Source organism: Rothia nasimurium (assembly GCF_042660305.1).
Taxonomy (GTDB): domain Bacteria; phylum Actinomycetota; class Actinomycetes; order Actinomycetales; family Micrococcaceae; genus Rothia; species Rothia nasimurium.
In genome coordinates this window covers 75,858-101,828 of the sequence record NZ_JBHSTW010000006.1, presented here as the reverse complement: position 1 = coordinate 101,828, position 25,971 = coordinate 75,858, and the positions used below count along the sequence as shown (strand labels likewise).

The 25,971-nt window shown below is 56.6% G+C and carries 18 protein-coding genes; 8 read left to right on the top strand and 10 right to left on the bottom strand.

What is annotated here, in order from left to right; all coding sequences use genetic code 11:
- Positions 1-499 precede the first annotated feature (499 nt).
- A complete protein-coding gene (locus ACFP6B_RS02670; RefSeq protein ID WP_377126471.1) occupies positions 500-2,155 on the top strand; it encodes an L-lactate permease in 1,656 nt (551 codons plus the stop codon).
- 166 nt (positions 2,156-2,321) lie between these two features.
- A complete protein-coding gene (locus tag ACFP6B_RS02665; RefSeq protein ID WP_237185472.1) occupies positions 2,322-3,611 on the top strand; it encodes a cytochrome P450 in 1,290 nt (429 codons plus the stop codon).
- Here the strand turns inward: ACFP6B_RS02665 and ACFP6B_RS02660 are convergent.
- From ACFP6B_RS02660 to ACFP6B_RS02650, 3 genes are read right to left on the bottom strand one after another with little or no spacing between them, the layout of a single operon-like run.
- The gene (locus ACFP6B_RS02660) at positions 3,608-4,822 is read right to left on the bottom strand and encodes an Mbeg1-like protein (protein ID WP_377126468.1); all 1,215 of its coding nucleotides are present in this window, start codon (positions 4,820-4,822) and stop codon (positions 3,608-3,610) included. The genes ACFP6B_RS02665 and ACFP6B_RS02660 overlap by 4 nt on opposite strands.
- Positions 4,823-4,829: 7 nt before the next feature.
- Entirely contained in the window at positions 4,830-5,279 is a 450-nt protein-coding gene (locus ACFP6B_RS02655) for a VOC family protein (protein WP_377126465.1), read from the bottom strand.
- A complete protein-coding gene (locus ACFP6B_RS02650; RefSeq protein WP_377126463.1) occupies positions 5,240-5,683 on the bottom strand; it encodes a VOC family protein in 444 nt (147 codons plus the stop codon). Before ACFP6B_RS02650 ends, ACFP6B_RS02655 begins: the two co-directional genes overlap by 40 nt.
- A 233-nt stretch (positions 5,684-5,916) precedes the next feature.
- Between ACFP6B_RS02650 and ACFP6B_RS02645 the strand changes: the two genes are divergently transcribed.
- The 3 genes from ACFP6B_RS02645 to ACFP6B_RS02635 all read left to right on the top strand — a co-directional run bounded on the left by ACFP6B_RS02645 (position 5,917) and on the right by ACFP6B_RS02635 (position 10,480).
- Positions 5,917-7,986 carry a leucine-rich repeat domain-containing protein gene (locus ACFP6B_RS02645; RefSeq protein WP_377126460.1) on the top strand — a complete coding sequence of 690 codons (2,070 nt, stop codon included), beginning with the start codon at positions 5,917-5,919 and terminating at the stop codon, positions 7,984-7,986.
- A 96-nt stretch (positions 7,987-8,082) separates the two neighbouring features.
- On the top strand, positions 8,083-9,558 hold the full coding sequence (locus tag ACFP6B_RS02640; protein ID WP_237185468.1) for an Eco57I restriction-modification methylase domain-containing protein: 1,476 nt from the start codon (positions 8,083-8,085) through the stop codon (positions 9,556-9,558).
- Positions 9,545-10,480, top strand: a complete 936-nt coding sequence (locus ACFP6B_RS02635) for a BsuBI/PstI family type II restriction endonuclease (protein ID WP_237185467.1) — start codon at positions 9,545-9,547, stop codon at positions 10,478-10,480. The genes ACFP6B_RS02640 and ACFP6B_RS02635 overlap by 14 nt, the downstream gene beginning before the upstream one ends.
- Positions 10,481-10,531: 51 nt before the next feature.
- Here ACFP6B_RS02635 and ACFP6B_RS02630 read toward each other — a convergent pair whose 3' ends face one another.
- The 5 genes from ACFP6B_RS02630 to ACFP6B_RS02610 form a co-directional block, all read right to left on the bottom strand.
- On the bottom strand, positions 10,532-11,218 hold the full coding sequence (locus ACFP6B_RS02630; RefSeq protein ID WP_377126455.1) for a DNA-3-methyladenine glycosylase I: 687 nt from the start codon (positions 11,216-11,218) through the stop codon (positions 10,532-10,534).
- On the bottom strand, positions 11,218-11,727 hold the full coding sequence (locus ACFP6B_RS02625) for a methylated-DNA--[protein]-cysteine S-methyltransferase (RefSeq protein ID WP_377126452.1): 510 nt from the start codon (positions 11,725-11,727) through the stop codon (positions 11,218-11,220). The genes ACFP6B_RS02630 and ACFP6B_RS02625 overlap by 1 nt, the downstream gene beginning before the upstream one ends.
- A 122-nt stretch (positions 11,728-11,849) precedes the next feature.
- Positions 11,850-13,403 carry a glycerol kinase GlpK gene (gene glpK, locus ACFP6B_RS02620; protein ID WP_377126449.1) on the bottom strand — a complete coding sequence of 518 codons (1,554 nt, stop codon included), beginning with the start codon at positions 13,401-13,403 and terminating at the stop codon, positions 11,850-11,852.
- An 83-nt stretch (positions 13,404-13,486) separates the two neighbouring features.
- Positions 13,487-14,284: an MIP/aquaporin family protein gene (locus ACFP6B_RS02615; protein ID WP_377126446.1), complete on the bottom strand. Its 798-nt coding sequence runs from the start codon at positions 14,282-14,284 to the stop codon at positions 13,487-13,489.
- A gap of 75 nt (positions 14,285-14,359) precedes the next feature.
- Positions 14,360-16,123, bottom strand: a complete 1,764-nt coding sequence (locus tag ACFP6B_RS02610; RefSeq protein WP_377126443.1) for a glycerol-3-phosphate dehydrogenase/oxidase — start codon at positions 16,121-16,123, stop codon at positions 14,360-14,362.
- 109 nt (positions 16,124-16,232) lie between these two features.
- Here ACFP6B_RS02610 and ACFP6B_RS02605 point away from each other — a divergent pair, with 109 nt between their 5' ends.
- Complete coding sequence (locus ACFP6B_RS02605) at positions 16,233-17,177, top strand: sugar-binding transcriptional regulator (RefSeq protein WP_377126440.1); 945 nt, start codon at positions 16,233-16,235, stop codon at positions 17,175-17,177.
- A gap of 48 nt (positions 17,178-17,225) precedes the next feature.
- On the opposite strand, the gene ACFP6B_RS02600 is transcribed toward ACFP6B_RS02605, so the two are convergent.
- A complete protein-coding gene (locus ACFP6B_RS02600) occupies positions 17,226-18,335 on the bottom strand; it encodes a helix-turn-helix domain-containing protein (RefSeq protein WP_377126437.1) in 1,110 nt (369 codons plus the stop codon).
- Between the two features lie 66 nt (positions 18,336-18,401).
- Positions 18,402-19,043, bottom strand: a complete 642-nt coding sequence (locus ACFP6B_RS02595) for a hypothetical protein (RefSeq protein ID WP_377126434.1) — start codon at positions 19,041-19,043, stop codon at positions 18,402-18,404.
- A 203-nt stretch (positions 19,044-19,246) separates the two neighbouring features.
- Between ACFP6B_RS02595 and ACFP6B_RS02590 the strand changes: the two genes are divergently transcribed.
- Together ACFP6B_RS02590 and ACFP6B_RS02585 are read left to right on the top strand one after the other, a co-directional pair.
- A complete protein-coding gene (locus ACFP6B_RS02590) occupies positions 19,247-22,171 on the top strand; it encodes a helicase-related protein (protein WP_377126431.1) in 2,925 nt (974 codons plus the stop codon).
- A gap of 29 nt (positions 22,172-22,200) precedes the next feature.
- Positions 22,201-25,971, top strand: a 3,771-nt coding sequence (locus ACFP6B_RS02585; protein WP_377126428.1) for a DNA methyltransferase, incomplete at its 3' end; no start/stop codon positions are given.

Here is a 25,971-nt window from a genome sequence, read left to right as displayed (position 1 = left end):
GGGGAATGTTAACAGTAGATGTGTGGTGATGTGACTCATGGAGCCACCTCACACCATTCTAGGGTCTTGCCTGTACAAAATTTAAAGCCGCGATTCAAAAATTAAGTAGCGGGACGGTTAATTTTTGCCACTTTGTCGGTGGGCATGTGTGGGTCTGTGGGTTTTGCTTAAGCGGTGTGGTTATTGGGGTGGAAACTGTTGCCGGTGTAAGCAAGTCCACGGTGTTAGGGTGGGGGTGTTTTTAAGTGGGGTAACACATGTTGAGTGGAAGGGTGAGTTGCTTTTGACTAGGCCTGATGTGAAAATGAACCCTCCGATGCAGGTATGCATCTTAGACAGGCTCACTTAGGTCTTTTTTGACCTTTACAGATACCCTCGCGCGGGGTTGGTTTTTGTAAGTTTTGTGTGTGAATTGGTGGTAATTTAGGAGGTAGAAAAGTGCAAACAGCACACAAAACCAATCGCGGAACGTACCTCCGCAGCGAAGGAACCCATACTCATGTGGCAGCAGGTCTATGACCCACTGAACAACCAGGCGCTCTCAGCCCTCGTGGCGGCAGTGCCGATCCTCGTCTTCCTCCTAGGGCTCACCGTCCTGAAAATGAAGGGCCTGCACGCAGCCCTCGTCTCCCTGGCTTCGGCCGTGGCACTGGCCGTCCTCGTCTTCGGCATGCCCTTTGCCTCCTCCCTCTCAGCCATCGGCTACGGCTTCCTCTCTGGCATGTGGCCCATCGGCTGGATTGTGCTCATGGCCGTCTGGCTCTACCGCATCACCGTCCGCGCCGGTAACTTCGAAGTGATCCGCGGTTCGGTCTCAGCGATTTCTGCTGACCAGCGCATCCAGGTTCTTCTGATTGCCTTCTGTTTCGGCGGCTTCCTTGAAGGTGCCGCGGGCTTCGGTATTCCGATTGCTATCTGTGCTGCCCTGCTGGTAACCCTCGGTTTTGAACCCGTCAAGGCATGTCTTCTGGCCCTGGTCTCCAACGTTGCCTCCGGTGCCTACGGCGCTATCGGCATCCCCGTCCTCACCGGCTCCACCGTCTCCGGTGTGCCCCAGGCTGAATTGAACTCCATGATGGTCTGGGTCCTGCAGATTATCACCATCTTCATCCCCGTTCTGCTGGTCATGATGCTGGACGGCATCCGCGGCCTCAAAGAAACCGGCCTGGTTGCCCTGGGCCTGGGCGTTATCGTTTCCGCTGCCCAGGCAGGCGTCCTGCTGGCTATTGGCCCCGAACTTGTAGACATCATCCCCTTCCTGCTTGGCCTGATTCTGCTGGCCGTCACCATGATGAAGTGGCAGCCCGCCCACATCTACCGCGAACCCGGCGCTCCCTCCCTCGAAGAACTTAAGAAGAGCCCCAGCGCCTTCACCTTCTCCGGCGTCGTCAAGGCATGGAGCCCCTTCATCATCCTGTCCATCATGATTCTGCTCTGGTCGACCCCGCTCATCAAGGCCCTGGTTAAGGCTGAGACCGAAACCAGTTCAGCGGGTGCCCTGAACTGGACCACCATCCCCGTCCAGATGCCCGCCCTGCACGGCCAGATTTCCCAGATGGCCCCCATCGTGGCAGAAGAAACCGCCATGAAGGCTATCTGGAACTGGACCCTCTTCGGCGCATCCGGCACCGCTATCCTCTTCGCTGCCCTGATTACCATCGCCATCTCTAACATCAGCTGGAAGGCAGCCTTCGAAGAACTCGGCGGCGCCTGGAAGCAGCTCTGGCAGCCCATTCTGCTCATCTGCCTGGTCATGGCTGTAGCTAACGTGATGAACTTCGGTGGTATGTCCTCCGCCCTGGCTCTGGCCCTGGCAGCTGTCGGTTCCATCTTCCCGCTCTTCTCGCCCATCATCGGCTGGATCGGCGTCTTCGTCACCGGCTCCGTGGTCAACAACAACACTCTCTTCGCCGGCCTGCAGGCTACCACCGCAAGCCAGATTGGCGCCAACTCCGGCCTGCTGGTTGCAGCTAACACCGCCGGTGGTGTGATGGCTAAGGTTGTTTCACCCCAGTCCATCGCGATTGCGGCGGCATCGGTGAACATGTCTGGCCAGGAATCAAAGATCACCAACGCAGCCATCAAGTACTCGCTGGCCCTGCTGGTTATCCTCTGTGTCTGGGTCTTCGTATTCTCGCTGATCATGCCCGCCTAAGGCTGACGACAGCACCCGGCGCTGATATATCAGGACGCCCGCCCCACCACCCTGCCACCGGGCAGGGGAGCTGGGGCGGGCGTCCTTTTCTTGCTCCAGCAAAGTGAAGGCCAACTCGCCTGACTAGCTGGTCTAAATACCCGCTGAAAGAAAGTAAACTGTTGGTATGAGCATCACACCCGTAAAAAACCTATTGAATGACCAGCTGCCCAGCTTCATCAAGCAGGGCTACCTCTTTATGTCGCACCAGCGCCGCAAGGCCGGGGTCTCCGCAGAGTCGCACTGCCCCGTCACCTTCTCCGCTCTGGGTGGCACCGCAACCCTGATTCGTGGCGAAGAAGCCGTGGATTTCTTCTACGACGAGTCCAAGATTAGCCGCGGTGGGGCCATGCCCGCAGCGATCCAGGGGCCCCTCTTTGGCGAAGGTGCCGTTCACACCCTCGACGGTGAAGCCCACAAGGTTCGTAAGGCCAAGATGGCTGAAATGGCTTACGCCGACGAGCGCGTTGAGGCTTTCAAGGGCTTCGTTGAAGAAGAGATGAAGGCCCTTATTGAACGGTGGAAGACCAACCCCGGTAACATCTACGACGATGTTGCTGTAGCCTACGGTCGCGCCGCCTTCCGCTGGGCCGGGGTGCCCGCGTCCGACCGCGAACTCAACAAGCGCGCTACCCAGATGAGCCATCTGCTCGACACCTTCGGTGAGCTCAAGCAGAACGTACTCTCATGGATTGACCGCAAGAAGCTGGATGCCTGGGCCGAAGAGCTCATCGAAAAGGTCCGCTCCGGCGAACTGACCGTCGAACCCGACTCGGTAGTACGTCACATGGCTGACCTGCGCGACGAAAAGGGCGAGCTGGTCACTGCCAAGCTGGCCGGTATTGAGTTGCAGAACCTCACCCGCCCCACCGTGGCTGTCTCCCGTTTTGCCGCTTTCGCAGCCGTCGCTATGGTCGAGAACCCCGAGTGGGCCGCTAAGGTCAAGAAGGCAGTGGAGGACGCCGACGGACGCCTGGTCAACATCCCTGAAGCCGTTGCTTTCGCCCAGGAAACCCGCCGCAAGTACCCCTTCGTTCCCATGCTCCCCGCCATGGTCAAGGAAGATACCGAGCTTTCGGGCTGCCCAATTCAGAAGGGCCAGCGCGTGCTGCTGGACGTTCTGGGTACCAACACCTCACCCCAGCTCTGGAAGAACGCCACCAGCTTCGATCCACAGCGCTTCCTCGACCAGCCCGACTACGAAGCGATCAAGGGCTTCATCCCCCAAGGTGGCGGCGATGTGCTCACCGGTCACCGTTGCCCCGGCGAGAAAATCGCGGTGGCTGCGCTGTCCTCCACCATCGCAGCGCTCTCAGCAGATAATGTCACTATCTCTGAAGACGCTGAAGACACCACCTTCAGCATGACCCAGCTGCTGACCCGCCCCAAGACCGGCGTACGCGTCACCGTCAGCTAGGGCAGGCGTCCGCCCCGCTCGGTAGAAAAGAGACTGGCTAGGTCCCGGTTCCCCACCCGCACGGTGGGAAGAAGCCGGGGCCTAGCTATTTTAAGGACGCCCCCGCTCGCCTTCCGCTGCTCACTGCGGGTCTGGCGCCACAAGACCAAGAAATCGTCGAGGGCTCCCTGCACTAGCTGGTAGGTTTCGGGGTCAAGCCCCTGCGCTTTGGTGCGCATGAGCTGGATGAAGGGCACAATGTTCTGGCTAATAGCTAGCAGGCTGGTGTAGCCCTCATCCATGGCTAGGCCAAAACAAATATCCACCACCTGCTGCACCTCTTCGGGGGAGTGGCGCTCTAGCCAGGCCCGGGTGACCGTCTCAACCCGGTCGCTGGCGGGCGTGGGGTGCTCAGCCAGCATGAAGTGCCCCCGAACATCAGCATGCCAGTTAAAAATGGAATGCTGGACCAGACCGAAGAAGCTGCTGGCTACCACCTGCGGGCTGCCCTGTTTGAACATCAGACGGCCCACGATGCTGTCGACCGGGATGTACTCCACCGTTTTATCCAGGGTGCGCCGGTAGCCGGGGTGGTCGAGAAAGTCGGGAACAAAGCCCGGGGAGTCAAAGGTAATCAGCTCGTCAATGCGATTCTGGGCCTGCTCGCTCTGCATGCTGGCTGCATGTACCGCCAGATGCCCACCCTTAGAATGGCCGGTGACATACAGGGGCGTCTTCGGCGCCCGGGCCAGAGCGCGCGAGAGGTAATCAACCGCAAGCGCCTGAGCCGGGATCTGCTGCCGGGCAGCCAGATGAAAATCCTCTTTCCAGCCGGTCAGCGTATCGTCGGTGCCGCGAAAAATAACCTGTTTGAGCACCCCGGGGAGCACTAAGGTGAGAGCCGCAAACTGAACCTGCTCGGCGTCGTCCTGCCGTACCTCATAGCGGTAGAACTTGAGCCCGGCAAAGCGGGCGGACGCCGCCACCAGCTTAAGCAGCTGCAGCCGCTGGGCGGTAGCCAAGAACCAGTTGGCGCGCAGCTCGCTGTCGCTGTAGAACTCCTGGTAAATCTGCGCCGCACCTAGCCCATAGGTAAGCCCAGCATGGTGCTCTGCAATCACATCAAGGGGAAGGTAGGCCAGCTCATTGAGCAGGCAGAGGTCAACGTGGGTGAGCGGACGCTCAGCCGGAGTGTCGTGCAGGTGCTTCTGAGCGTAAGCGAGCAGGTTCATAGGCTCTCTACAGTTGGTTCAAATCTATCTTGCCCATGCTCAGCAGCTTGGCGCAGGCGTCCGTATCTGTCATGAGCTGGCCGATGTTCTGAGGGAGAACCTGCCACGAGACCCCGTAGGCATCAACGCACCAGCCGCAGCGCTCGGCGTCCGCAACCTGCGAAAGTACCGACCAAGCCCCATCGATCCCTACCTGATTCTGATAGAGCAGGGTTATAGAAACACCCGGATCAAAGGTGAAGTCGTGGAAGGTGCCCGCATCAATAGCGGTGAAGGTTCCGCCGCCCATCGTAAAAGTGGTCATCTGTACCGCCTCGGGTTCGAGGTAGGAGCCCTCACCGTGGCGGGTCAGGCTCAGGCGCTCGCCGCCGAGTAGCTCCAACCAGGTGTTGGTGGCTTCTTCGCACTTGCCGTGAGCTACGTTGCCAAACATGAAGCAGGGCGTGAAGAAAGGCAAGTCGCTGGGGTTTTCTTCAAGGAAGAGCTGCCAGGTGAAGCCGTATCGGTCGCGCACCCAGGCAAAAGCGGTGCGAAGGGGTAGGCCTGCAGGGGCATGAGCTCCCCGCCCTCACCGATAGTGGTATGGGTGTTGCGCAGGGCCTGCTCGGCCTGCTCTAGGCTGCCGAACCGGTCGGGGCTAAAACGCAGGAAACCCGAGATGGATGGGTTGGGGGAGTAGGTGGCGTCCGCTCCCAACAGGAGTAGGTCGGTTCCGTCGATGCTGAGGGTGCCCATACCGGGAGCCGGGGCGGACGCAGTCAGCGTCAGGGCTTGTGCATAGTAGGTGGCGGCCTCGGCGGCATCACCGTTAATCCAGACGCAGGCGGTGGGAGCTGAAGCGGGAGGGAAAGTGGAAGTCATAGCTCCTATCTTCGCACAGGGGAGTGAATAGATGCCTGCGGAGATGAAGCGCCAGCTGCTCGCTATAAATAGGTTATAAAAATATAACTTAATTGCCCTGTTGGTCTTGTCTTATTTTGGTCTACCTCATTATTATGTTTAGGCACACAAACTTGTTTATAAGGTAGCCCTAAGCAATGTGTGAGGGGCTGCCGGTGCTCTCCCTACACACCACCTCATCAAGGACGACTGACGTGAAGCCACTACTCGCTACAACCGCTCTCACTACGGCGCTCATCATGGGCGGAGCCGCAGCTCCCACCGCCAGTGCCACACCCACTGCTACTGACCTACCCGCCACCCTTGCTAGCGCTGATAGCCTGCCAGCCTCGGAAGAAACCCGCCTGGTAGCAGGTAGCGCCAACTGGAACTACGTCAATAGCTGGCGGAGCTATCTGGGGACTAGCTCAGAAAAATTCCTCGACGGTGCAGGTCTAGTAGCCGGTACTAAAGACATCGAATGGCAAGCAAAACCCGGCCAAACCTTTGACCCCGAGAACCCCGGCAAACTCCATTTCACCGGCCACGTGCACTGGAGCAAATACGACGGCTACCTCGATGTACATTTCAAAAACCTGACTATTGATTTCGCCACAAAACAACTTCTTGTCGATGCCTCAACCGCTAACACCATGGCAGGCACAGGCCCCGCAAACGCAACCCAAGAAGCCATCGCAGACCTCCCCGATTTAGCCTGGGAAATTCGCGGCAATACTCTGCTGGTCTACTCACATACCCCGGTGATTACCCAGCTCTCAGAACGCATCGTCGGCTTCTACTCCGGCGATAAAGGTGCGCCTTTTGTCGCCACCTTTGAAATCTATACCGGCGACCCCCAGGCGCCTGAGCGCCCTCTCCCTATCTTCTGGAAGCTGTTTCCCGACCGCTACGAGGACCCCTTCTACCGTCCGCCCCTGATTGATCCTGATGAAGAAACCTTCGAAGTTAATGTTCCTGACCCCACCCTGCGAAGCTGCATCTTCTCAACCCTGGGTATCCCCGAAGAAACGGCTATCGTCAACAAGGTACTGCAGCAGCTCCAGACGGTACCCTGCATTGGCTACAACGTACCTGAAGACCAGAAAATCAAAGATTTGACCGGCCTTGAGCATGCCCGTAACCTCAGCTGGTTGCGCATTCCCTATCACGCGGTAGAAGACCTTTCCCCTCTATCCGGTCTTACCAAGCTGCACAGCATCGATATTTCGCATAATCAGGTAAGGTCTTTGGCCCCTTTAGCCAAGGTGACTTCTTTACAAAGCATCACCGCTGACAACAACAAAATCAGGACTATTGACTCTCTCACAGAGCTAACTGATTTGCAGACTCTCTCGGTGAATAATAACCGTCTCACCAGTCTGAAAGGCCTGCCCTACCATATCTACACTGTGCGGGCAGATAACAACCGCGTGAGCGATATGAGCGGAACCTCTTTCTCAACTACTCCCTATCTGCGCACGCTGTCCCTGCGCCATAACCGAATTACGTCGGTCGACCCCCTCACTACCCTAGAAACCATTGAAAGCGTTGATCTTCGCAACAACTTCATTGGCGACCCTTGCCCTATGAAAGTCTGGGAAGAAAATACCAGCCTGACCAGCCTGCGGCTCCAGTACAACCTCTTTGATGACTGGAGCTGCCTGAGCGGAATTAGTCGAACCGATGTGGCAGACCCCGCCTGGGGCGAAATCAATGAGACTAACCCCGAAAAGCTAGAAGACCTTCTTGCCCAGGACGCAGCCGAGGACGCCCTAGACGCTGAAGAGCCTCTACCCGAAGAGTCTCCAAATCCCAGCGACGAGATTGACGAAACACCCATTGCTCAACCGGTTCCTGACCCCGTAACAACACCAGAGCCAGCTCCCGAAACGACCGAAACCCCTGCACCCGAAGCAACCCAGGAGCCCAGCCCTGAGGTGGCGCGCGACCCTGAGCCATCAGCCTCAGCTACTCTTGCTGCTCCGGCACCTGCCCCTAGCACTTCGGCTAGCTCTAGGTCTGAACAGCAGGCTGCCCTGCCTCGACCCTCCTCCGGGGGCACAGGGGCTACGGCGAATACCACTGCCGCACCTCAGATTGTAGGTTCTGCAGAACAAGCTACAAGCAGTGCAAAGACACAGGCGCTCCAAGAACAATCAAAGCCTTCAACAGGTCAGCTTGCCTCAACCGGCGTCGCCCCGGGCCTGGTAGCTGTAGGCCTGTGTGCCCTGCTACTGGTGATTGGAGGCGGAACCACCGTCGTACGTTCTCGTCGCTCCTCATAAATCCTATACAGATAAAGAAGCAGTTCAGTAGACTTTAAGAACGGTCACCAGAACTATCTCAGCTTGACCTACTGCACCAACTAGAGGGCCTGATACATGAATACACTGCTTCAACGTACAGAAAATGTACGCACCTCAACGCTTCAGCGCATAGGTCTAGAAAATCTGAGTGAATTTGAGCAGTTCTTCACGCCCATTGCGGTAGCGGAAATTATGGCAGACCTGGTAGACGTCTCACCATTAGCAGAGAAAAAAGAAATCAGAATTCTTGATCCCGGTGCAGGTATTGGCGTATTGGCCATTGCAGCAGGTCAACGTATCCGAGAAGCTTTACCCCAGATGCCTATCCACGTTGTAGCTATCGAAAAAGACCCTTCGCTGTTAGCAACTCTTGAAGCCGCTCTTGCTGATGCTGAGGCTCACCTGGGAGATTTCACCTACACCGTCCAGCAGCAAGATTTTGTGTATTGGGCGTACCAGGATCTTATGAGCTCGGGAGACCCACAGGAGCAGGACTTTGACGTGGTCATCATGAATCCCCCTTATGCGAAGATAGCTGCGTCAAGCGCTGAAGCAAAGCATCTGAGAGTGCACGATGTAAATGTTCCTAACTTGTATGCTGCATTTGTTGCCCTTGGCGCACAGATGCTTTCACCTGATGGGCAGCTTATCGCTATTACTCCCCGCTCATGGATGAACGGTCCCTATTTTCAACAGTACCGAGAGCTTCTGCATCGTACCTGCTCACTTACCCATATCCATACCTTTAAGTCTCGGAAAGAAGTATTTAAAGACACCGGAGTACTTCAAGAATCGGTCATCACTAAGTTCGAGAATAAGCTGCCAACCGAACACGTGCTGATTAGCAGCTCAGTAGCGCAAGGGCAAGAAACCAAGACCCGAACCGTTGCTAGAGAAGCAGTTGAGTCGCAGGGAGTAATCTTTGTTCCTGCCCATCAAGAAGATGAAGAGATTATCGCTTGGATGGCACGGGCTACTCATCACCTCAGCGATATTGGACTGCAAGTGTCAACTGGAAAAGTTGTTGACTTTAGGAATAAAGATAAACTTCAACTCAAGCCGAATAAACTAACTGTTCCCTTGGTATATCCAGCGCATTTTACAGCAGGAAATCTGCAGCACCCGAAAGCAGATCTGAAGAAACCTCAGTATTACCAAACAACAACAGAAGATAAAAACACTGTTGCCCCTGGTATTTTTGTGCTGGTTAAACGTTTTAGCGCTAAAGAAGAAAAACGTAGAGTTACAGCAGCGATCTGGTCGTCGAAAGAGAAGGCTGCTTTTGATAATAAGACCAATTACTTTCACAGTCAGGGGGAGGGGCTTTCGCAAGATTTAGCTCTAGGGCTAACACTGTGGCTGAACTCAAGCTACGTCGATAGATACTTTCGTATTTTCTCTGGCCATACTCAGGTGAACGCTACCGATTTACGGATGATGCCCTACCCTTCGACACAGCAACTAAGAGATATAGCGCGCACCGGGCTTGACCCCGATGCAGCTGTATACGAAGTGCTAGGCAACAAGGACAAAGTGCATGCCGCAGCTTAACGACGCACAAAAACTTCTCACTACGCTAGGGTTTGATAGGCAGCGCACTAACGTAATGGCCGCAAGAACCCTTCTAGCTTTAGCCCAGCTTAATTTTGAGCAAGACTGGGCCGAAGCAAGCAACCCTCGCATGGGTGTCCGCTCGATTATGGACTGGATGCGGCAGGAGCTAGATTTTCAGGTTGCTGAAAATACGCGAGAAACTATTAGACGATTTGTGCTGAAGCAGTTCGTTGAAGCGGGGTTTTGTCTACATAATGATGATGACCCTGAAAGACCCACAAATTCATCAAAAAATGTTTACCGTCTTTCTGATGAAGCGCTCGCAGTCGTCCGCTCCTACCAGGGCGATAGCAGTGGAAAAATAATAGAAAAATATCTAAAGTCCAAGGTCGTTCTTACCGATAAGTACGCTAAAGCTAGAGAGCGGTCGAGATTTAGCATAACTCTGCCGCAAGGGGAAAAGGTCTCGTTAAAGCGAGGCGGGCAAAACCAGCTGATTGAAAAGATCATCACAGACTTTTGCCCTCAGTTCATTCCTGACGCTCAGGTTCTCTATATCGGCGATGCTGATAGTAAGGAAGGCACATACGATAGGGAACGGCTTCGTGAGCTAGGTATCGAACTCCCGGAACATGGAAAAATGCCGGATCTTATCGTGTATCAGCCCGATAAACATTGGCTGTTTCTTATAGAGGCATGCTCAACGCACGGCCCTGTCGACCATTGGCGTTATTCAGAGCTCGAATCTCTATTTTCACAGACTTCTGCGGGGCTGGTATATGTTTCTTGTTTCCCAGACCGCGCAACGCTTCGGAGGTTTATTGCTGATTTGGCGTGGGAGACCGAAGCCTGGATTGCTGAAGAGCCAACTCACATGATGCATTTGAACGGTTCACGATTCATGGGTCCTTATAACTGATGTTCTAGAAGCTTGCTTGGCCATTGAATCTGGCTCCCCGCATACGGAGTTTCAGTTTCGCCGCGTGCCGTCCTCGTTCCACAGGCCTGAGATGCCGCGGCGGTGGGAGACCACCAGGTGGGTATCGAGCACGCCGATGGCTTCCATCATGGCGTAGGCACTGGTGGGCCCGATGAACTTAAAGCCCAGCTTCTTCAAGGTTTTAGAGAGTAGCAGGGAGTTCTCATCCTGGGTGGGAATATCGGAGAGGACGGCCGGGGTCGGGGTGCGCTCGGGCATGAAAGACCAGATGAGGGCGGGTAAACCTGCCTCAACCTGCTGGCCTGCCGCAAGCGTCCGCGCCGCTAGGTCGATGGCGGCTCCGCCGGGAGCCGTCACGCAGCCGACCGACCGCAGGGCGACTGTTGCCTGGGCGTTGCCGATAGCTGCGCGAATCTTGCCGCGGTGGCGAATAATGCGGGCGTCCGCAGCTAGCCGCTCCACGTCGTCCTCGGTGAAAGCCGCAACCTTCTCAACCTCAAAGCCCTCAAAGAGCTCGCGGAAGGCCTCGCGCTTGGTCAAGATAGTGCGCCAGGAGAGCCCGGCCTGAAAACCTTCGAGGCAGAGGCGCTCAAAGACTCCCTGCTCGTCGGTGACGGGCACACCCCACTCGGTATCGTAATAGGCCTGCATATCACCATCGTCTGCGGCCCAGACCGGGCGCACTAGCCCGTCGGTACCTACCCGGGTATCGGTCATTAGAAGAGCCGCCCTTCAATCTCGGCGCTGGGCTCTTCGAGGGTCAGCAGAAACTCTTTACGTTCCAGCCCGCCCGCGTAGCCGGTGAGTTTGCCGTCCACTGCAACCACCCGGTGGCAGGGGATAAAGATGGAAACCTTATTGCGGCCCACAGCCTGGCCCACGGCCTGAGCCGGGGCGCCGGGCCCCACAATTTTTGAGATAGCCCCGTAAGTGGTGGTGTAGCCGTAGGGAATCTCGCGCAGGGCCGCCCACACCGCCAGCTGGAAATCGGTGCCGTCAGGAGCGATCGGCAGCTCAAAAACGGTCCGTTTCCCGGCAAAGTATTCCAGCAGCTGGGCCTGGGCATCGGTCAGCACCTCACAGTCGCTCACCTCAACGCGATGCCCCAGGTCCTCCTGCTTGGGGAAGTGGGCTTGGCCGGTAAACCAGGCACCGGTGAGGGCCTGCCCGTCGGAGGCCAAGATCATTTCACCCAGCGGGGTAAGGGTATGGGCGTGGTAGGTCATGTAAGTAGTCTAGTTCGGCGGTATACAAATAGCCCTGCACCTCACCGGTAGGTGACGATGCAGGGCTATTGTTTCAGCGCAAGACAACCAGCCTAGCGCTAGATTGCGACTTAGCCGGGTGCTTAGTCCTGTTCGACGTCCTCATCGACCCAGTCCAGGGTCTTGGAGACAGCCTTCTTCCACAGGCGGTACTGGCGTTCGACCTCGTCCTTGTCCATCTGGGGTTCCCAGCGCTTGTCTTCGGACCAGTTGTCGATGACGTCCTGCTCGCCGTCCCAGAAGCCGACGGCGATACCTGCGGCGTAGGCGGCACCCAGGGCGGTGGTTTCAATGACCTTGGGACGGATGACGGGTACGCCCAGCAGGTCAGCCTGGAACTGCATGAGGAACTCGTTGGCGGTCATACCGCCGTCCACGCGCAGTTCCTCTAGGGAAACCTTGGTGCCGGCTGCCTCGGCGTCGGCGTTCATGGCGTCCAGCACTTCGCGGGTCTGGAAGGCGGTTGCTTCAAGAGCAGCGCGGACGATGTGGGCGCGGTTGACGTAGCGGGTCAGGCCAACGATGACGCCGCGGGCATCTGACTTCCAGTGGGGAGCGAAGAGGCCGGAGAATGCGGGGACGACGTAGGCGCCACCGGAGTTCTCAACGCTGGTGGCCAGTTCTTCTGACTCGGCGGCGTTGTCGATCATCTTGAGGTTGTCGCGCAGCCACTGGATCAGGGAGCCGGAGACCGCAACGGAGCCTTCGAGGGCGTAGACGGGGTCGGCGTCACCCAGCTTGTAGGCCACGGTGGTGAGCAGGCCGTTTTCTGAGATAACGGGCTTGTTACCGGTGTTCATGAGCATAAAGTTACCGGTGCCGTAGGTGTTCTTGGCCATGCCCTTTTCGAAGCAAGCCTGGCCAAAGGTGGCTGCCTGCTGGTCGCCCAGAATACCTGAGATGGGGGTGCCGTTGAGCAGGCCCTTGGAGCGGCCGTAGCCGTAGATTTCGGAGGAGGACTTGATCTCGGGCAGCATGCTCATGGGAATGCCCATGTCAGCGGCAATCGATTCGTCCCATTCCAGGGTCTTGATGTTCATCAGCAGGGTGCGAGAAGCGTTGGTCACGTCGGTGACGTGCACGCCGCCCTCAACACCACCGGTCAGGTTCCAGAGCACCCAGGTGTCGGTGTTGCCGAAGAGCAAATCGCCTGCTTCTGCCTTTTCACGGGCACCTTCGACGTTGTCGAGGATCCATTTGACCTTGGGGCCGGAGAAGTAGGTGGCCAGGTTGAGGCCAACGATGTCGTGGTACTTGCCGGGGCCGTCCTCGCCAGCCAGCTCGTCGCAGACCTTCTGGGTGCGGGTGTCTTGCCAGACGATGGCGTTGTAGACGGGCTTACCGGTGTTCTTGTCCCAGACCACGGCGGTTTCGCGCTGGTTGGTGATGCCGACGGCTGCGATTTCGTGGTGGTTGACCTCTGCCTTGGTCAGGGCTTCACCTACGGACTGACGCACGTTTTCCCAGATTTCCATGGGGTCGTGCTCAACCCAGCCGGCCTTGGGGAAGATCTGCTCGTGTTCGTGCTGGCCGACGCTCTTGATTTCACCGGACTTGGTGAAGAGAATGGCGCGGGAGCTGGTGGTGCCCTGGTCGATTGAGAGGACGTACTTCTTACGCTCGGGGAGCTGTGACATGGTTTTTCTCTTTTCGTGTGCGCGCCGTCCTTGGCGCGGTAAGGGGTTGTCTTTAGTTTAAGGCGCGGACGCCGGTGGCCGGCTTAGACCAGCAGGGCGGGGACGAGGATTGCGGCTGCGGAGGCACCGATGAGGGGGCCAACAACGGGAACCCAGGCGTAAGCCCAGTCGGAGGAGCCCTTGCCCTTGATGGGCATGAGAGCATGGGCGATGCGGGGGCCGAGGTCGCGGGCGGGGTTGATGGCGTAACCGGTGGGGGTGCCCAGGGAGAGACCGATAGCGACAACGATGAAGGCTACAGCCAGGGGGCCGAGGCCCGAGGGGGTGCTACCGGAGGCCAGTACGAAGCCCACCAGGACGAAGGTACCGAAGGCTTCGGTCAGGGTGTTCCAGCCGTAGGAGCGAATGGCGGGGCCGGTGGAGAAGATACCCTTGGTGGTTCCGGGCTCAGCCTCGTCAAAGTGCTTCTTGTACACAAGGTAGGCACCCCAGGCACCCAGGAAGGCACCAATCATCTGGGCTGCTACATAAACGAAGAAGTGACCCACGGTGGGGGCGATACCGGGGGCAAAGTCACCACCGGAAATCAAAAGACCCAGGGTAACAGCGGGGTTGAGGTGAGCACCTGAAGGGGCAGACATATAAACGGCCGCGAAAACCGCAAAACCCCAACCAAAGGCGATGGTCAGCCAGTCGGTATTCTTAGCGGCTGACTTGGGCAGGGTAACTGCGGCACACACGCCAGCACCCAGCAGAATCAGAATGCCGGTACCGATAACTTCAGAAACAAAAGCGCCAAGCAGGGTCGCATTGCCGTCTGCTGAGATAAGGGCGCTTGCCTGGACGCTAGCTTCAGCACCAGCTGCCAGTAGTGAGCTCATCGTTGACCTCGTATTTTCTGTGCAGGCCGGGTGCCCGAAACGGGCACCCGGCAGTTGTTAGTGATTAATGATGTTTTAGTGGAGAGTAGTGACAGGACGTCGGAGAGCCACGTGGGTTGCCCCGAGAACCTCAGCCGCGGCGTCCGCGTCCTTGGTATGGGTTTCAGCTGCGGCGATAGCCTCAACCCGCTCGGCGTAAATCGCCTTTTCGCGGGCCACGGTGGCCTCGTCCCAGCCAAGTTCAGCGGCCATAATCTCAAGGATCTCGTCGGCAGCGGACAGGCCGCGGTCGGTAGCCTCAAGATCCAGGCGGACGCGGCGCACCAGCACGTCCTCAAGGTGCAGGGCACCTTCGGCACGCACGGCCATGGCCACATCGGCCCGCAGGAACTGGGGGGCCTGCGCCAGGGGAGTACCCAGGGAAGGGTCTTCCTTGATGAGGGCGATAATATCGGCCAGCTCAGCGCCGTAGCGCTCCAGCAGGTGCTCCACGCGGGCAGCATCCCAGCCGTTCTCAGCGGCCAGCGCATCGGCGCGGGCAGCCAAAGCTTCATAACCTTCAGCACCGACCAGCTTGATGTTCTCGGTGACAGAGGGCAGGGTCTTGGCACGGTCGCCCAGGGCGAAGTCCACGGCGTCCTCGGCCATCACGCGGTAGGTGGTCAGCTTACCACCGGCAATAGCGCTCATACCCGGGGCGATTTCCATGACGGTGTGCTCACGCGACACCTTGGTCGAAGCGGCGTTCTCACCCTTCTTAGCCACCGGCTGCAGCAGGGGCCGCAGACCAGCGTAAGAGCTAATGATATCGGCCTCGGTCAGCTCATCGGCAATCAGCTTATTGGCCTGGTCGAGCACGTAGCGAATGTCAGCCTTGGTGGCGACGGGGCGCTCGCGGTCCTCGGTGTAGGGGGTATCGGTGGTACCGATGATCCAGTAGCGCTGCCAGGGGATGATGAAGAGCACGGACTTTTCGGTCTTGGTGAAGATACCGCTGGTTGCCTTGATACGGTCGCGGGGCACGGTGATGTGCACGCCCTTAGAAGCCAGTACCTTCAGGCCCTGCTCCTTGGTTGCCATGGACTCTGATTCTTCGGTCCACACGCCGGTTGCGTTGATGATGTGGGCGGCCTTGACGGTCTTCTCGTCGCCGGTTTCAAGGTCAACAATCTGGGCGCCGGTGACTCGCCCGGCGGCGTCCTTGTTAATAGCGGTGACCTGGGTGCGGGAGGCTGCCAGAGCGCCGTAGCCTGCGGCGGTGCGGACGAGGTCAATGACCAGGCGGGCATCGTCCACGCGGGCATCGTAGAACTGAATAGCGCCGGTGAAGGCTGAATCCTTGATACCGGGGAAGACCTTCTTGGTGCCTTCCTTGGTGAAGTGGCGCTGGGCGGGCACGGTGCGGTGGCCGCCGGCGCCGGCAAAGGCCATGGTGTCGTACATGCCGATACCCACAGCGGAGTAGGCGCGTTCGATAACGGGCATCTTGAGGGGCCAGAGGAAGGGTTGAGCCTTGACCAGGTGGGGGGCGGTGCGCTCAAGGAGCAGGCCGCGTTCCTTGAGGGCTTCGGCAACCAGCTTGAAGTCCAGGTTGTAGAGGTAGCGCAGGCCGCCGTGCACGAGCTTGGAGGACCAGGCGCTGGTGCCAGCTGCCCAGTCGCCTGCCTCAACAATGGCGGTGCGCAGGCCGCGGGTGGCGGCGTCCAGGGCGATGCCTGCCCCGGTCACGCCGCCGCCGATGATGAGGACGTCTACGCCCGCTTCGTCGGTCATGGCGGCTAGGGCCTGGGTGCGGGTTTCTGCGGTGAGGTGGGACTGGGTAGTGAAGGTGGCAGTCATGGGGATCTTCCTTGCGACGGGTTGCCTGGCTAATGTCTTGGTCACTATTTCAACCGTGCGAACACATAACTGCCAGCTCTGTGAACAAATGTTCAACTAGAATCGTTCTATGATGAACAGAAGTCAGAATCAGGTCGTTGAGGCTGCCCAGCTTTACTACGGGGAGCATTTGACGATGTCAGCTATCGCTGCACGCTTGGGGGTCTCCCGCCCTACTGTCTCTCGCCTGCTCAAAACTGCACGTGAAACCGGGGTTGTGACGATTCACCTCAATGAAAAGGCCTATAATTCTGATCCGCTCGAAAAGCGCCTGTCTGACCTCTATCGGGTGCGGGTGACGGTGGTGCGCGCCCCCGAACACGCTACAGAACAAGCTCGTATGAGGAGGGTGGCAATAGCCACAGCAAACCTTGTGGACTCCCTCATGGTGCTCGGCACGACACTTGGTGTTGCCTGGGGCTCCACCGTAACCGAGGTAGCCCAGTTCCTGCCCAAACGCCCGCTGACCGGGGTGACGGTGGTTCAGCTCAACGGGGCGGGCAACGCTGTGCAGACGGGGATTCCCTACTCGGGTGCGATTCTGGGTCAAGTATCTTCTGCTTACGGGGCGCAGATGGTGCATTTCCCGGTGCCTGCCTTCTTTGATTTTGCCGATACCAAGGCGGCCATGTGGCGGGAGCGGTCGATTCGCGGTGTGCTGGCGGTGCAGCGTAGCGCCGATGTCGCCCTGTTTGGCGTGGGTGCTTTTGGTGGTGAGCTGAAATCGCATGTCTATAGCGGTGGCTATTTCAATGCGGAGCAGATGCGGGAGTTGCAGGGGCAGGGCATTGTGGGGGATATGTGCACGGTGCTGCTGCGGGAGGATGGCACCTGGGCTGATTTGGCGCTGAACCAGCGGGCGACGGGCCCCACCCCTGCGGAGTTGGTGAAGATAGGACGACGGGTGTGCGCGGCTGCTGGCCGTCACCGCGCCGTTGCCCTGCGCGCTGCCCTAGTCACCGGCGCCATCACCGATCTGGTGGTGGATGTGGACCTGGCGGAGAGGCTTTTGTAAGGATCGACTCAGCACCTGGTAGATAATGGCTAGCGGCTAGGAGAATTTCTAGCCCCACTGCTCCATATAATCAATTACTTTCGGAGGATTGCTGGAGAGCTGACTCCAGTTAAGTATCCCTTGCTTTTGCAAATAGCCTACAAGGACAATGTAATTCACATTGAGTGCTTCAGCTTCTTTTTTAGCCCAAGCGTAGTTTGCCTTACGAGGGTTTGCCGGCGTAGGTATCGTACAATTGCCGAAGAGTAGTTCTACAGCAAGCTTGTCCGCTGCTTGTTCTAGATGCTCAATAAGTTCAGCCGATGATTCTTCACCGTGCAAGATAGCTGGCGCTTCAGCAGAGATATCGCCATTGAGGATATGGCTAATCTCGTGCATGAGCGTGAAGAGAACTTTATCGAGTCTCTGTCCATGCCCTGAAAGCCCAATGACGGGGGTTTCGCTGATCTGGAAGCTTACCCCGCTCATTTTTGTGCCTGGTAAGAAATCGGAGTAGATAAGGCAGACCCCGGCCTGGCGTAATAAATCTGGTAGATCCACAAATCCCTGGGGGTTAGCTGTATATGCAGGAATCTCAGCTGCAATAGTGCGCAAAGAGTCTGCATTGAAAGTGGGTAAGGTGTCGACCTGGTTCAGTGCCTTATCCATAACGCTATGAATCCACCGCTGTTGTTGTTCGGTAAATCCGTCAGTAGGGGATTGCTTGCGTGCCGCAAGAGCTACGTCACTTTTCAGAATGCCCGCAAAAGCTTCAGCTTCTTGGGGAGTGATGAAGTGCTCCGGTGTTACATCCACGAATTCTTTGCCTGCTTCAGCTTCTGGTTCTGAAGAAGGGGCGCTTTTTACTTCAACCGCAATCCAGTCTTCACCATATTCTTGGAAACGTCCTTCATCGAGAGCGACTTCGAAGTGGACGAGAGCCTGTACCGCGTGGGCGTATGACAGGGCGGTGGAGAGTGTCGGGCTTGAGTCCATAGACTCAAATTTGGAAATCGCTTGTTGGGATACGCCTAGCTTATCTGCAACATCCTGTTGCGTCAGCCCAGCTTCTTTGCGGAGGCTGATGAGGCTGGCAACGAAATCTCGTTCTTGCCGAGCAAGATAGTTTGCCCGTTGACGAGAGGGGGTAAGCTGGCGCTTTCTACGCTGAGTAGTCATACGTGCCATATAGGTATCCTAACAGTCATACAACCAATTGGTTGTATTAAGTGGTTGGTTTCATATTTATTTGACGCCTGGTGAATCTGAGTCAAAGACGAGTTGTTCTATGAGATCAAGAAGATGAAGAGAATTAAGAGGTTTCTTTTCAACTATTTTGAGGCCCCAGTGGGAAGGCTTTCCCAATGAAAACCGTGTTACTGCCTGCTGCATATGCTGAGTCTGCAGGTGGGCAATCTCTTTGGCTGTTAGGTTATCTATCTGTTTGAAATGTACGTGGCTGGTAATAAGTAAGTTATCCACATCACCTATTGATGGTTCAGCATGATATTGCCGGAATAGCTTTGTGGCTGTACCAAAATCGTTGAATATTTGTCGTAACTCGTAGAAATCATGACCCTGGTCTATTGCTTTGATAGGCTCTCCTGGGTCTTTTGGATCAAGGAGGCCAGCGGCTGCGTCGTCGTATAAAGCCTCAAGCTGCCCAAGTACCCGTTCTTGCGCGATGGTGGGAAGGGTCTTAAGCCACAAAACTAATTCAGTAACCCCTTCATGTGCAAGGTGCCAATAGGTGTGCCATTCTAAAAAAGCATCAGAAAGTGGTCTGCAGCAACGTGATTGTGCTGCCTTTTTATAATCTGCAGTTTTGGAATAGTGATACACAGCCCCAGAAGCTCCAATAAATGGGCCAGGTTTTGGTGTAGTCACGTGAATACTCCTTTCATCTAGATTTATCATACAACCTGGCAGAATGTACTTATTGCTATGAGAACCTAGCAACTACTGAGCACGTGTGGTTTAGGGCAGGTAACTCCGATGTAGGGAGGACGCGCCTGCCCTGGCCTGGTCGGTTCTGTTGGGGGCTACCTCTAGAATTAAGTTTGGTAAGTCACTATGTAAGAGAGTTGTTCATGGTTCAGCAGATTGCTCCTGGTTCCCTGGTTCGTGTCCGTGACGAAAGCTGGCTTGTTACCCAGGTTTCATCACGAGGAGACCAGCGGCTTGTGCATGTTATCGGTTTGTCTGAGCTGGTGCGGGATACAGAAGCAACCTTCATTGATGATCCTGAGATTGACACAATTGAGGTTGAGGATCCCCGCCTGACCAAGGTGGTGGCTGATGATTCCTCCCGCTATAAGAGGTCGCGTCTCTGGCTGGAAGCGACCCTGAGAAAAACCCAGGTGCCCTTGCCCTGTGGGGAACCGGTTATAGCCGACCAGATGATGCTGGATGCTTTGCCTTATCAGAAGGCTGCGGTACGTAAGGCACTTGACTCCCACAATATCCGTCCCCGAATTCTGCTGGCGGACGCGGTCGGGCTGGGTAAGACGCTGGAAATCGGCATGATTCTGAGTGAGCTCATCAGGCGTGGGCGGGGTGAACGGATTTTGGTCGTTGCCCCTGCTCACGTATTGGAACAGTTCCAGCATGAGCTTTGGACCAGATTTGCCCTGCCCCTAGTACGGCTTGATTCAGTCGGTATTCAGCGCATTCGGCAGGAAGTTCCTTCAACAAAGAACCCCTTCTCGGTGATTAAGCGGGCTATTGTTTCTCTGGATACTTTAAAGAGCCAAAAGTACCTGAACCATCTGCGAAAGGTCCAGTGGGATGCGGTAGTGATTGACGAATCCCACAATCTGACGAACGCTGGTACGCAAAACAATCAATTGGCTCGTGTCCTGGCCCCTAACACTGATGCTTTGATTTTGGCCTCGGCTACGCCGCATAACGGTAGGGCGGAGTCGTTTGCTGAGCTGATTCGTCTGCTGGATCCGACAGCAGTTGACGCTCAGGGGAAGGTGCAGCCGGAGGCCTTGGATCGTTTGGTGATTAGGCGGCACCGTAATTCACCGGAGGTTGCCCAGTATGTAGGTAATGATTGGAAGACCCGAAAGGAGCCAGTGAATCGGCTGGTGCAGGCATCTGCGGCTGAGAATGCGATTGCTGAGGAGCTGGCTGAGGTGTGGTTGCATCCGGGCGACGGCCGGGAACCTGTGGCAAAAGACCGCTTATCTGCCTGGACTTTGGCAAAGGCGTTTTTGTCGTCGAATGCGGCTTTTAAGGAGAGTTTGAGGAACCGGGCAAACACCCTCGCTGTTGGGGTTGAGGTCGTACCTGAGGATAGCCAGAAGGGCCGGGAGCTGGCAGCTATTCGTCGTTTGCAGGGACTGGCCGAACGAGCTGAGGATGAGGGGTCGTCAAAGCTTGAGGCTCTGGTTGAGTACCTGAAAGAGATTGGAATTAGTTCTAAGTCCGCTACTCGGGTTGTTATCTTCTCTGAGCGTGTTGCCACCCTAGGCTGGCTTAAGTCGGAGCTCCAAAAGGCCCTGAAATTGAAGCCTGAGCAGGTGGACGTTCTGCATGGCGGTTTGGATGACCAGACCCAGCAGAATGTGATTGAGAGTTTTAAGATGAAGAACTCTCCTGTTCGGGTCTTAGTGACCGGTGATGTCGCTTCTGAGGGCGTGAACCTCCATGCCCAGTGTCATTACCTTGTTCATTTCGATATTCCGTGGTCGTTGATTCGTATTGAGCAGCGGAACGGCCGTATTGACCGTTATGGCCAGAAGGAACACCCTGAAATTGTGACCCTTCTGCTGAACCCGACCCATGAGAAGTTCCGCGGTGATATCCGGGTGTTGGGGCGTCTGATGGAGCGTGAACATGAGGCGCACGAGGCCTTGGGATCGGCAGCGTCCTTGATGGGGCAGTGGAGCGCCCACCGAGAGGAGCAGGAAATTATCAAGGTGCTGGAGGATCAGCAGACTGAGGCTGAAACTTTTGCTGAGGTGCAAGAGCTAGACGCTAATACTGCCTGGCTGACTGGCGGTAGCGACTTCGATGATTTCTTCGCCAGTTTCGATCTCGATGACGCTGAAGAAGCCCCCCAACCGGGTGGGAGCGAACCGGGACAGGCTGAGGATTATGTTGATGCTTCCCTGTACGAGTCGTCTCTGGATTTCTTGCGGGATGCGGTTGAAGAGATGGTTCCTGTGCCGTCTGCTGCTGTGGAACGCGGTGGTTTTGAATGGGAAGAGTTCCCCTCAGCTGCCCAGCTGGAAATGGTTCCACCTGCTGATTTGCGGAAGAGGTTACGAGCCCTGCCCCAGACCTACCTGCAGGCTCGTCAGGTGATGGAGAAACTGGTTTTGGCTACAACCCCTGAGCGGGGCCAGCAGTCTTTGATTGCGGCTCGGGAGGGGGAGAAGTCCCAGTCTAAGTTCAGCGGAGTGGCGGGCACCTGGCCTGAGGCCCATTACCTGTCGCCCCTGCACCCGGTTCTTGATTGGGCGAGCGACCGCGTCCTGAGTACTGTGGCCCGCCAGCAGATTCTTGCCGTCCGGGCGGATGTAGATGCCCCGACCATGTTGTTGCTGGGTACCTATATGAATAAGAACGGCCAGATTATGCAACGGTCTTTTTATGAGGCTACCTTTATGGGCTCCTCAGCCATGTGTTCGCCGGTGCTTGATATCCGGGCTTACCTGGACGGCATCGGTCTGACTGCTGAGTCAATGAATCCCGGCCCGGTGGAGCTACCGGGTGAGGACGAGCTAGCCCGCATGATGGGCGTTGCGGTTGACGTGGCCCAGGAGACGTTTGAGTCGATGCAAAAGCTTTCAGCTGATCAGGCTGCTACTAGGTTGAAGGATTTATGGAAGAGCCGGATTGATCAGTGGGCTGATCGCCAGGGGCTGTTGCCTGGGGGTGCCCGGTCAGCTGCCTTGAAGTTGCAGGGCGTCCGGGTTGATGAGGAGCGGCAGCTGGCTGAGAAGCTGGAGCCGTCGCAGCATTTGATTCGGCCCTTGCTGTTGGTTTTCCCGCAGGGCGAGTAGTTTTTCTAGTTAGGTGAAGGTTAAGGGTTATGGCTATTTTTGATTCTCTGGTGGTTGGAGAAGACTGGATTTCTGAGCACTTTTTCAGGACGGACGCCAAACAGGAGTCCTTTGTGAAGCAAGTGATCGATCTTGAAAAGCAGTGGAAGCAGGACGACGAGGGGGGTGAGTCTTCCTGGTCGCGGTTTAAAGCTGCCCGTGGCGGGTTGGAGAGGTTGCTGTCTGCGGTTGAGTTTGATGAGACTCAGGTGAGTGCCGGTCAACTTCCGAGCGAGATGGCGGCTGTGTATGCCGACATTCGTTCGGCCCTTGGGTTTGGTGGGGCTTTGCTGGATAGAGCAACTGTGGAATCTGTTGCCCAGAAGGTGAGTTTTGAGCATGCTTGGGTGGCTCCTGAAGGGGAAACCCTGGTGCTGGAGGCCCACCCTGTCACTGGTGTGGATCAGCTGCTTGATTCTGAGGTTTCTAGGCTGGCCCATGAGGTTATTATTCATAAGGCTTCGGGGGATGTGACCCAGAGCTGGAGCGTCCAGTCGGCACTGTCTTTTATATTCCGGGCAGAGGATGCGCCACGGTACGTGCTGGTGCTGGCGGGCCATTGGGTTCTTCTGGCTGAGCAGGAGCGCTGGGCTGAGGGGCGTTATCTGGCGGTGAACCTGTACCTTGCCCTGCAGCGAAATGATCAGAAGTCTAAGGGTGAGTTGGCGCATGTGCTTGCCTGTCTGGGGCGTCCTCAGTTGACGTTCGATGCCCAGCATAATATTTGGTGGGACGGGGTCCTGGAGGCCTCTGTAAAGCACACTGTTGGTGTTTCGTCTGAGCTGCGTGAGGGTATTCGTCTGTCGATTGAAATTTTGGCTAACGACGTGGTGGCCCGGCTTCGGTCTCAGGGGCGGGGGGCAGAGATCGAGCACCTGGATGCTCAGGATCTAGCTCGTCAGAGCTTGCGTTACCTGTACCGGATTCTCTTCTTGCTTTATGCTGAGGCTTCTCCCGAGATGCAGGTGGTCCCTGCCCATGATCCGATTTATGAGGAGGGCTATGGCCTGGACCGTTTGCGGGAGCTGATTTTGGTTGATCTGCATTCTCCGGAGGCTAAGCAGGGGACCCACTTTTACCAGTCGCTGGATTTGCTGTTTTCGAAGGTCAATCGCGGCTATAACCATACCTTTGCGAATGAAAATGAGGAGCCGCTTCTGCGGTTTGAGCCGCTTGAGGCTGACCTGTTTAGCCCTGCAGCTACGGCCCTGATTGATGGGACCAAGCTGTCCAACGAGGAGTTGCAAAAGGTTCTTGCTAACCTGCTGATGACCAAGGCGGGGAAGAATAAGGAACGTGGTTTTATTTCCTATGCTGACCTGGGTATCAACCAGCTGGGTGCGGTGTATGAGGGCCTGATGTCTTACACCGGTTTTATTGCCACTGAGCGCCTGTATGAGGTGGCGAAGGACGGCAAGGCTGAAGGCGGGTCCTGGGTGGTTAACCAGGAGAAAGCCGACGACCTGATTCAAGCAGGTTTTGAGAAGTCGTTTGTGACGAGGGATAACGAGGACACCGGCCTCCCCGAAAGGGTGGTGTACGAGCCGGGTACTTTTGTCTTCCGGCTTGCGGGCCGTGAGCGGCAACAGAGTGCCTCCTACTACACCCCTGAAGTTCTGACCAAATTTGTGGTGTCGCAGGCTCTTGAGGAGTTGATTGATGATGAGACTCCAGCGGACGACTTGCTGAAGTTGAGTGTGTGCGAGCCTGCCCTGGGGTCGGGCGCCTTCGTCGTGGAGGCTACCCGACAGCTGGCTACCGAGTACCTGAAGCGGAAGCAGAAGGAGACCGGGCAGACGATTGAACCTGACCGGTATGCTGAGGAATACCAGAAGGTTAAGGCTCAGATTGCCTTGCACCAGGTGTATGGGGTTGATCTTAACGCAACAGCCGTTGAGTTAGCTGAGATTTCTCTTTGGCTGGATACCATGAATCCGGGGCTTCATGCCCCCTGGTTCGGCCTGCATCTGCGACGGGGTAATTCCCTGATTGGGGCCCGTCGGGCTGTGTATTCTGAGGCTGAGCTGGTGCGCAGGAATAAGCAGAAGCTGCCGAAGGTGGCCTACTGGAATGAGCATGAGCCGACTGCTGTTCCGGCCACTGGTTTAGCTGCTGCTATTGATGAGCATCAGGGCTTGAGCGTGACTGACCCTGCAACGGCCGGTAAGGTTTTCCAGTTTGTGTTGCCCTCTAATGGCTGGGCGGCAGTGGGGGAGTCTAAGGCCCTGAAGGATTCGAAGCTTGCCCTGGATGAGCAGAAGGCTCTGAAGTCCTGGGTGGCTAAGCTTCCTAAGCTGTTCAAGCAGGATGAATTTAATCAGCTGGTTGATTTGTCGGAGCGGGCTGAAGAGCTGTGGGGTATTACCCTGCAGCGGATGCGGGTTGCTGAGCGTGAGAGCTCCCGCCGGATTGATTATTTTGGTGCGCCGGAGGTTGCGTATGAGAGCCGGGTTCATCGTCAAGCTATTGAGGCTAAGCTGGGTGAAGCAGGTTCGGCCTACCGTCGTTTGCGCCGGGTCATGGATGCCTGGTGTGCCCTGTGGTTCTGGCCTGTGGACGCCGGTGAGACCACTCTAAGGGCCAGCCAGCAGGAGTTTGATGCCTACCGTCGGAAGGTGGAGGTTGAGGCCGGTCTTAAGCCTGATATGGGTGGTTATGACGCCACCGGTTTGCTGAATGTGGTGCAGCAGGCCGACGGTAGTTATCTGAAGACTGTGAAGGTTTTGCCCCCGAGTTTTGATGAATGGATGGTTGCCCTGCGTGAGCTCATGGGGTCGACCCTGAGCAAGAAGGCTAGGCAGACTGAGCGGTTTACTGCGACGATTCCGTCTGACTGGGCTGAGCTTGATGCCTACGAGGGCGAGGTGTTGTTGCTGAGCGGGGCCCAGCCGGTTGAGGCTGTGCTGGAGAGGTACCCCTGGTTGCGGGTGTGCGAGCAGATCGCTCAGGATCAGGGCTTCTTCCACTGGGAGCTTGATTTTGCGGCGGTATTTGCCCGTGGCGGTTTTGATTTGCAGGTGGGTAACCCGCCCTGGGTACGCCCCCGGTGGGATGAGAACGCTATTATGGCGGAGCACCACCCCTGGTGGCAGCTGGCCAATAAGGCGACAAATGCCGATAAGAGCTCTTATGTCAACCAAGCCCGCCAAGACCCCACCCACACCCGCTTCTTCACAGACTCAGCCACAGGCATAGCAGCCACCTCAGAGTTCCTCTCCCACAAGGCAACCTATCCCCTACTAAACGGACTGCAACCAGACCTCTACCGGGCCTTCATGGTCAAAACCTGGCAAAACAACTCCGGTAGAGGAGTGGTATCCCTGATCCACCCCGAATCCCACTTCACCGAGAAGAAGGCTGCCCAGCTCCGATCAGCTGCCTATCACCGGCTAAGAAGACACTGGCACTTCGTTAATGAGCTCCAGCTCTTCGAAATTGATCACCATAATCCATTTGGAATCCATATCTACTCCGGAGTTCAAACTGATATCCGGTTTGATATGGCGGCTTCCCTCTACCACCCCGACACCGTCACCAAACTTACCGCCCACGGAACCTACGACTTCGTCCCAGCCCTCAAAGACGACAAGAACAACTGGGATACCCGCCCCCACCCAGAACGCATTGTCACCGTAGACCTGAACCTACTGGCTACCTGGGCTTCTATCCTGGATGAGCCGGGTACCCCGGCTGATCAGGCCCGGATGGTCTATGCGGTTAACAAGGGCTCTTCTGAGGTGTTGAAGAAACTTTCGGTGGCC

Excerpts from the sequence above, each read along its gene's own strand:
- ACFP6B_RS02670 (WP_377126471.1), top strand. The coding sequence starts at position 500 with ATGTGGCAGCAGGTCTATGACCCACTGAACAACCAGGCGCTCTCAGCC.
- ACFP6B_RS02665 (WP_237185472.1), top strand. The coding sequence starts at position 2,322 with ATGAGCATCACACCCGTAAAAAACCTATTGAATGACCAGCTGCCCAGC.
- ACFP6B_RS02660 (WP_377126468.1), bottom strand. The coding sequence starts at position 4,822 with ATGAACCTGCTCGCTTACGCTCAGAAGCACCTGCACGACACTCCGGCT.
- ACFP6B_RS02650 (WP_377126463.1), bottom strand. The coding sequence starts at position 5,683 with ATGACTTCCACTTTCCCTCCCGCTTCAGCTCCCACCGCCTGCGTCTGG.
- ACFP6B_RS02640 (WP_237185468.1), top strand. The coding sequence starts at position 8,083 with ATGAATACACTGCTTCAACGTACAGAAAATGTACGCACCTCAACGCTT.
- ACFP6B_RS02635 (WP_237185467.1), top strand. The coding sequence starts at position 9,545 with ATGCCGCAGCTTAACGACGCACAAAAACTTCTCACTACGCTAGGGTTT.
- ACFP6B_RS02630 (WP_377126455.1), bottom strand. The coding sequence starts at position 11,218 with ATGACCGATACCCGGGTAGGTACCGACGGGCTAGTGCGCCCGGTCTGG.
- ACFP6B_RS02625 (WP_377126452.1), bottom strand. The coding sequence starts at position 11,727 with ATGACCTACCACGCCCATACCCTTACCCCGCTGGGTGAAATGATCTTG.
- glpK (WP_377126449.1), bottom strand. The coding sequence starts at position 13,403 with ATGTCACAGCTCCCCGAGCGTAAGAAGTACGTCCTCTCAATCGACCAG.
- ACFP6B_RS02615 (WP_377126446.1), bottom strand. The coding sequence starts at position 14,284 with ATGAGCTCACTACTGGCAGCTGGTGCTGAAGCTAGCGTCCAGGCAAGC.
- ACFP6B_RS02610 (WP_377126443.1), bottom strand. The coding sequence starts at position 16,123 with ATGACTGCCACCTTCACTACCCAGTCCCACCTCACCGCAGAAACCCGC.
- ACFP6B_RS02605 (WP_377126440.1), top strand. The coding sequence starts at position 16,233 with ATGATGAACAGAAGTCAGAATCAGGTCGTTGAGGCTGCCCAGCTTTAC.
- ACFP6B_RS02600 (WP_377126437.1), bottom strand. The coding sequence starts at position 18,335 with ATGACTACTCAGCGTAGAAAGCGCCAGCTTACCCCCTCTCGTCAACGG.
- ACFP6B_RS02590 (WP_377126431.1), top strand. The coding sequence starts at position 19,247 with ATGGTTCAGCAGATTGCTCCTGGTTCCCTGGTTCGTGTCCGTGACGAA.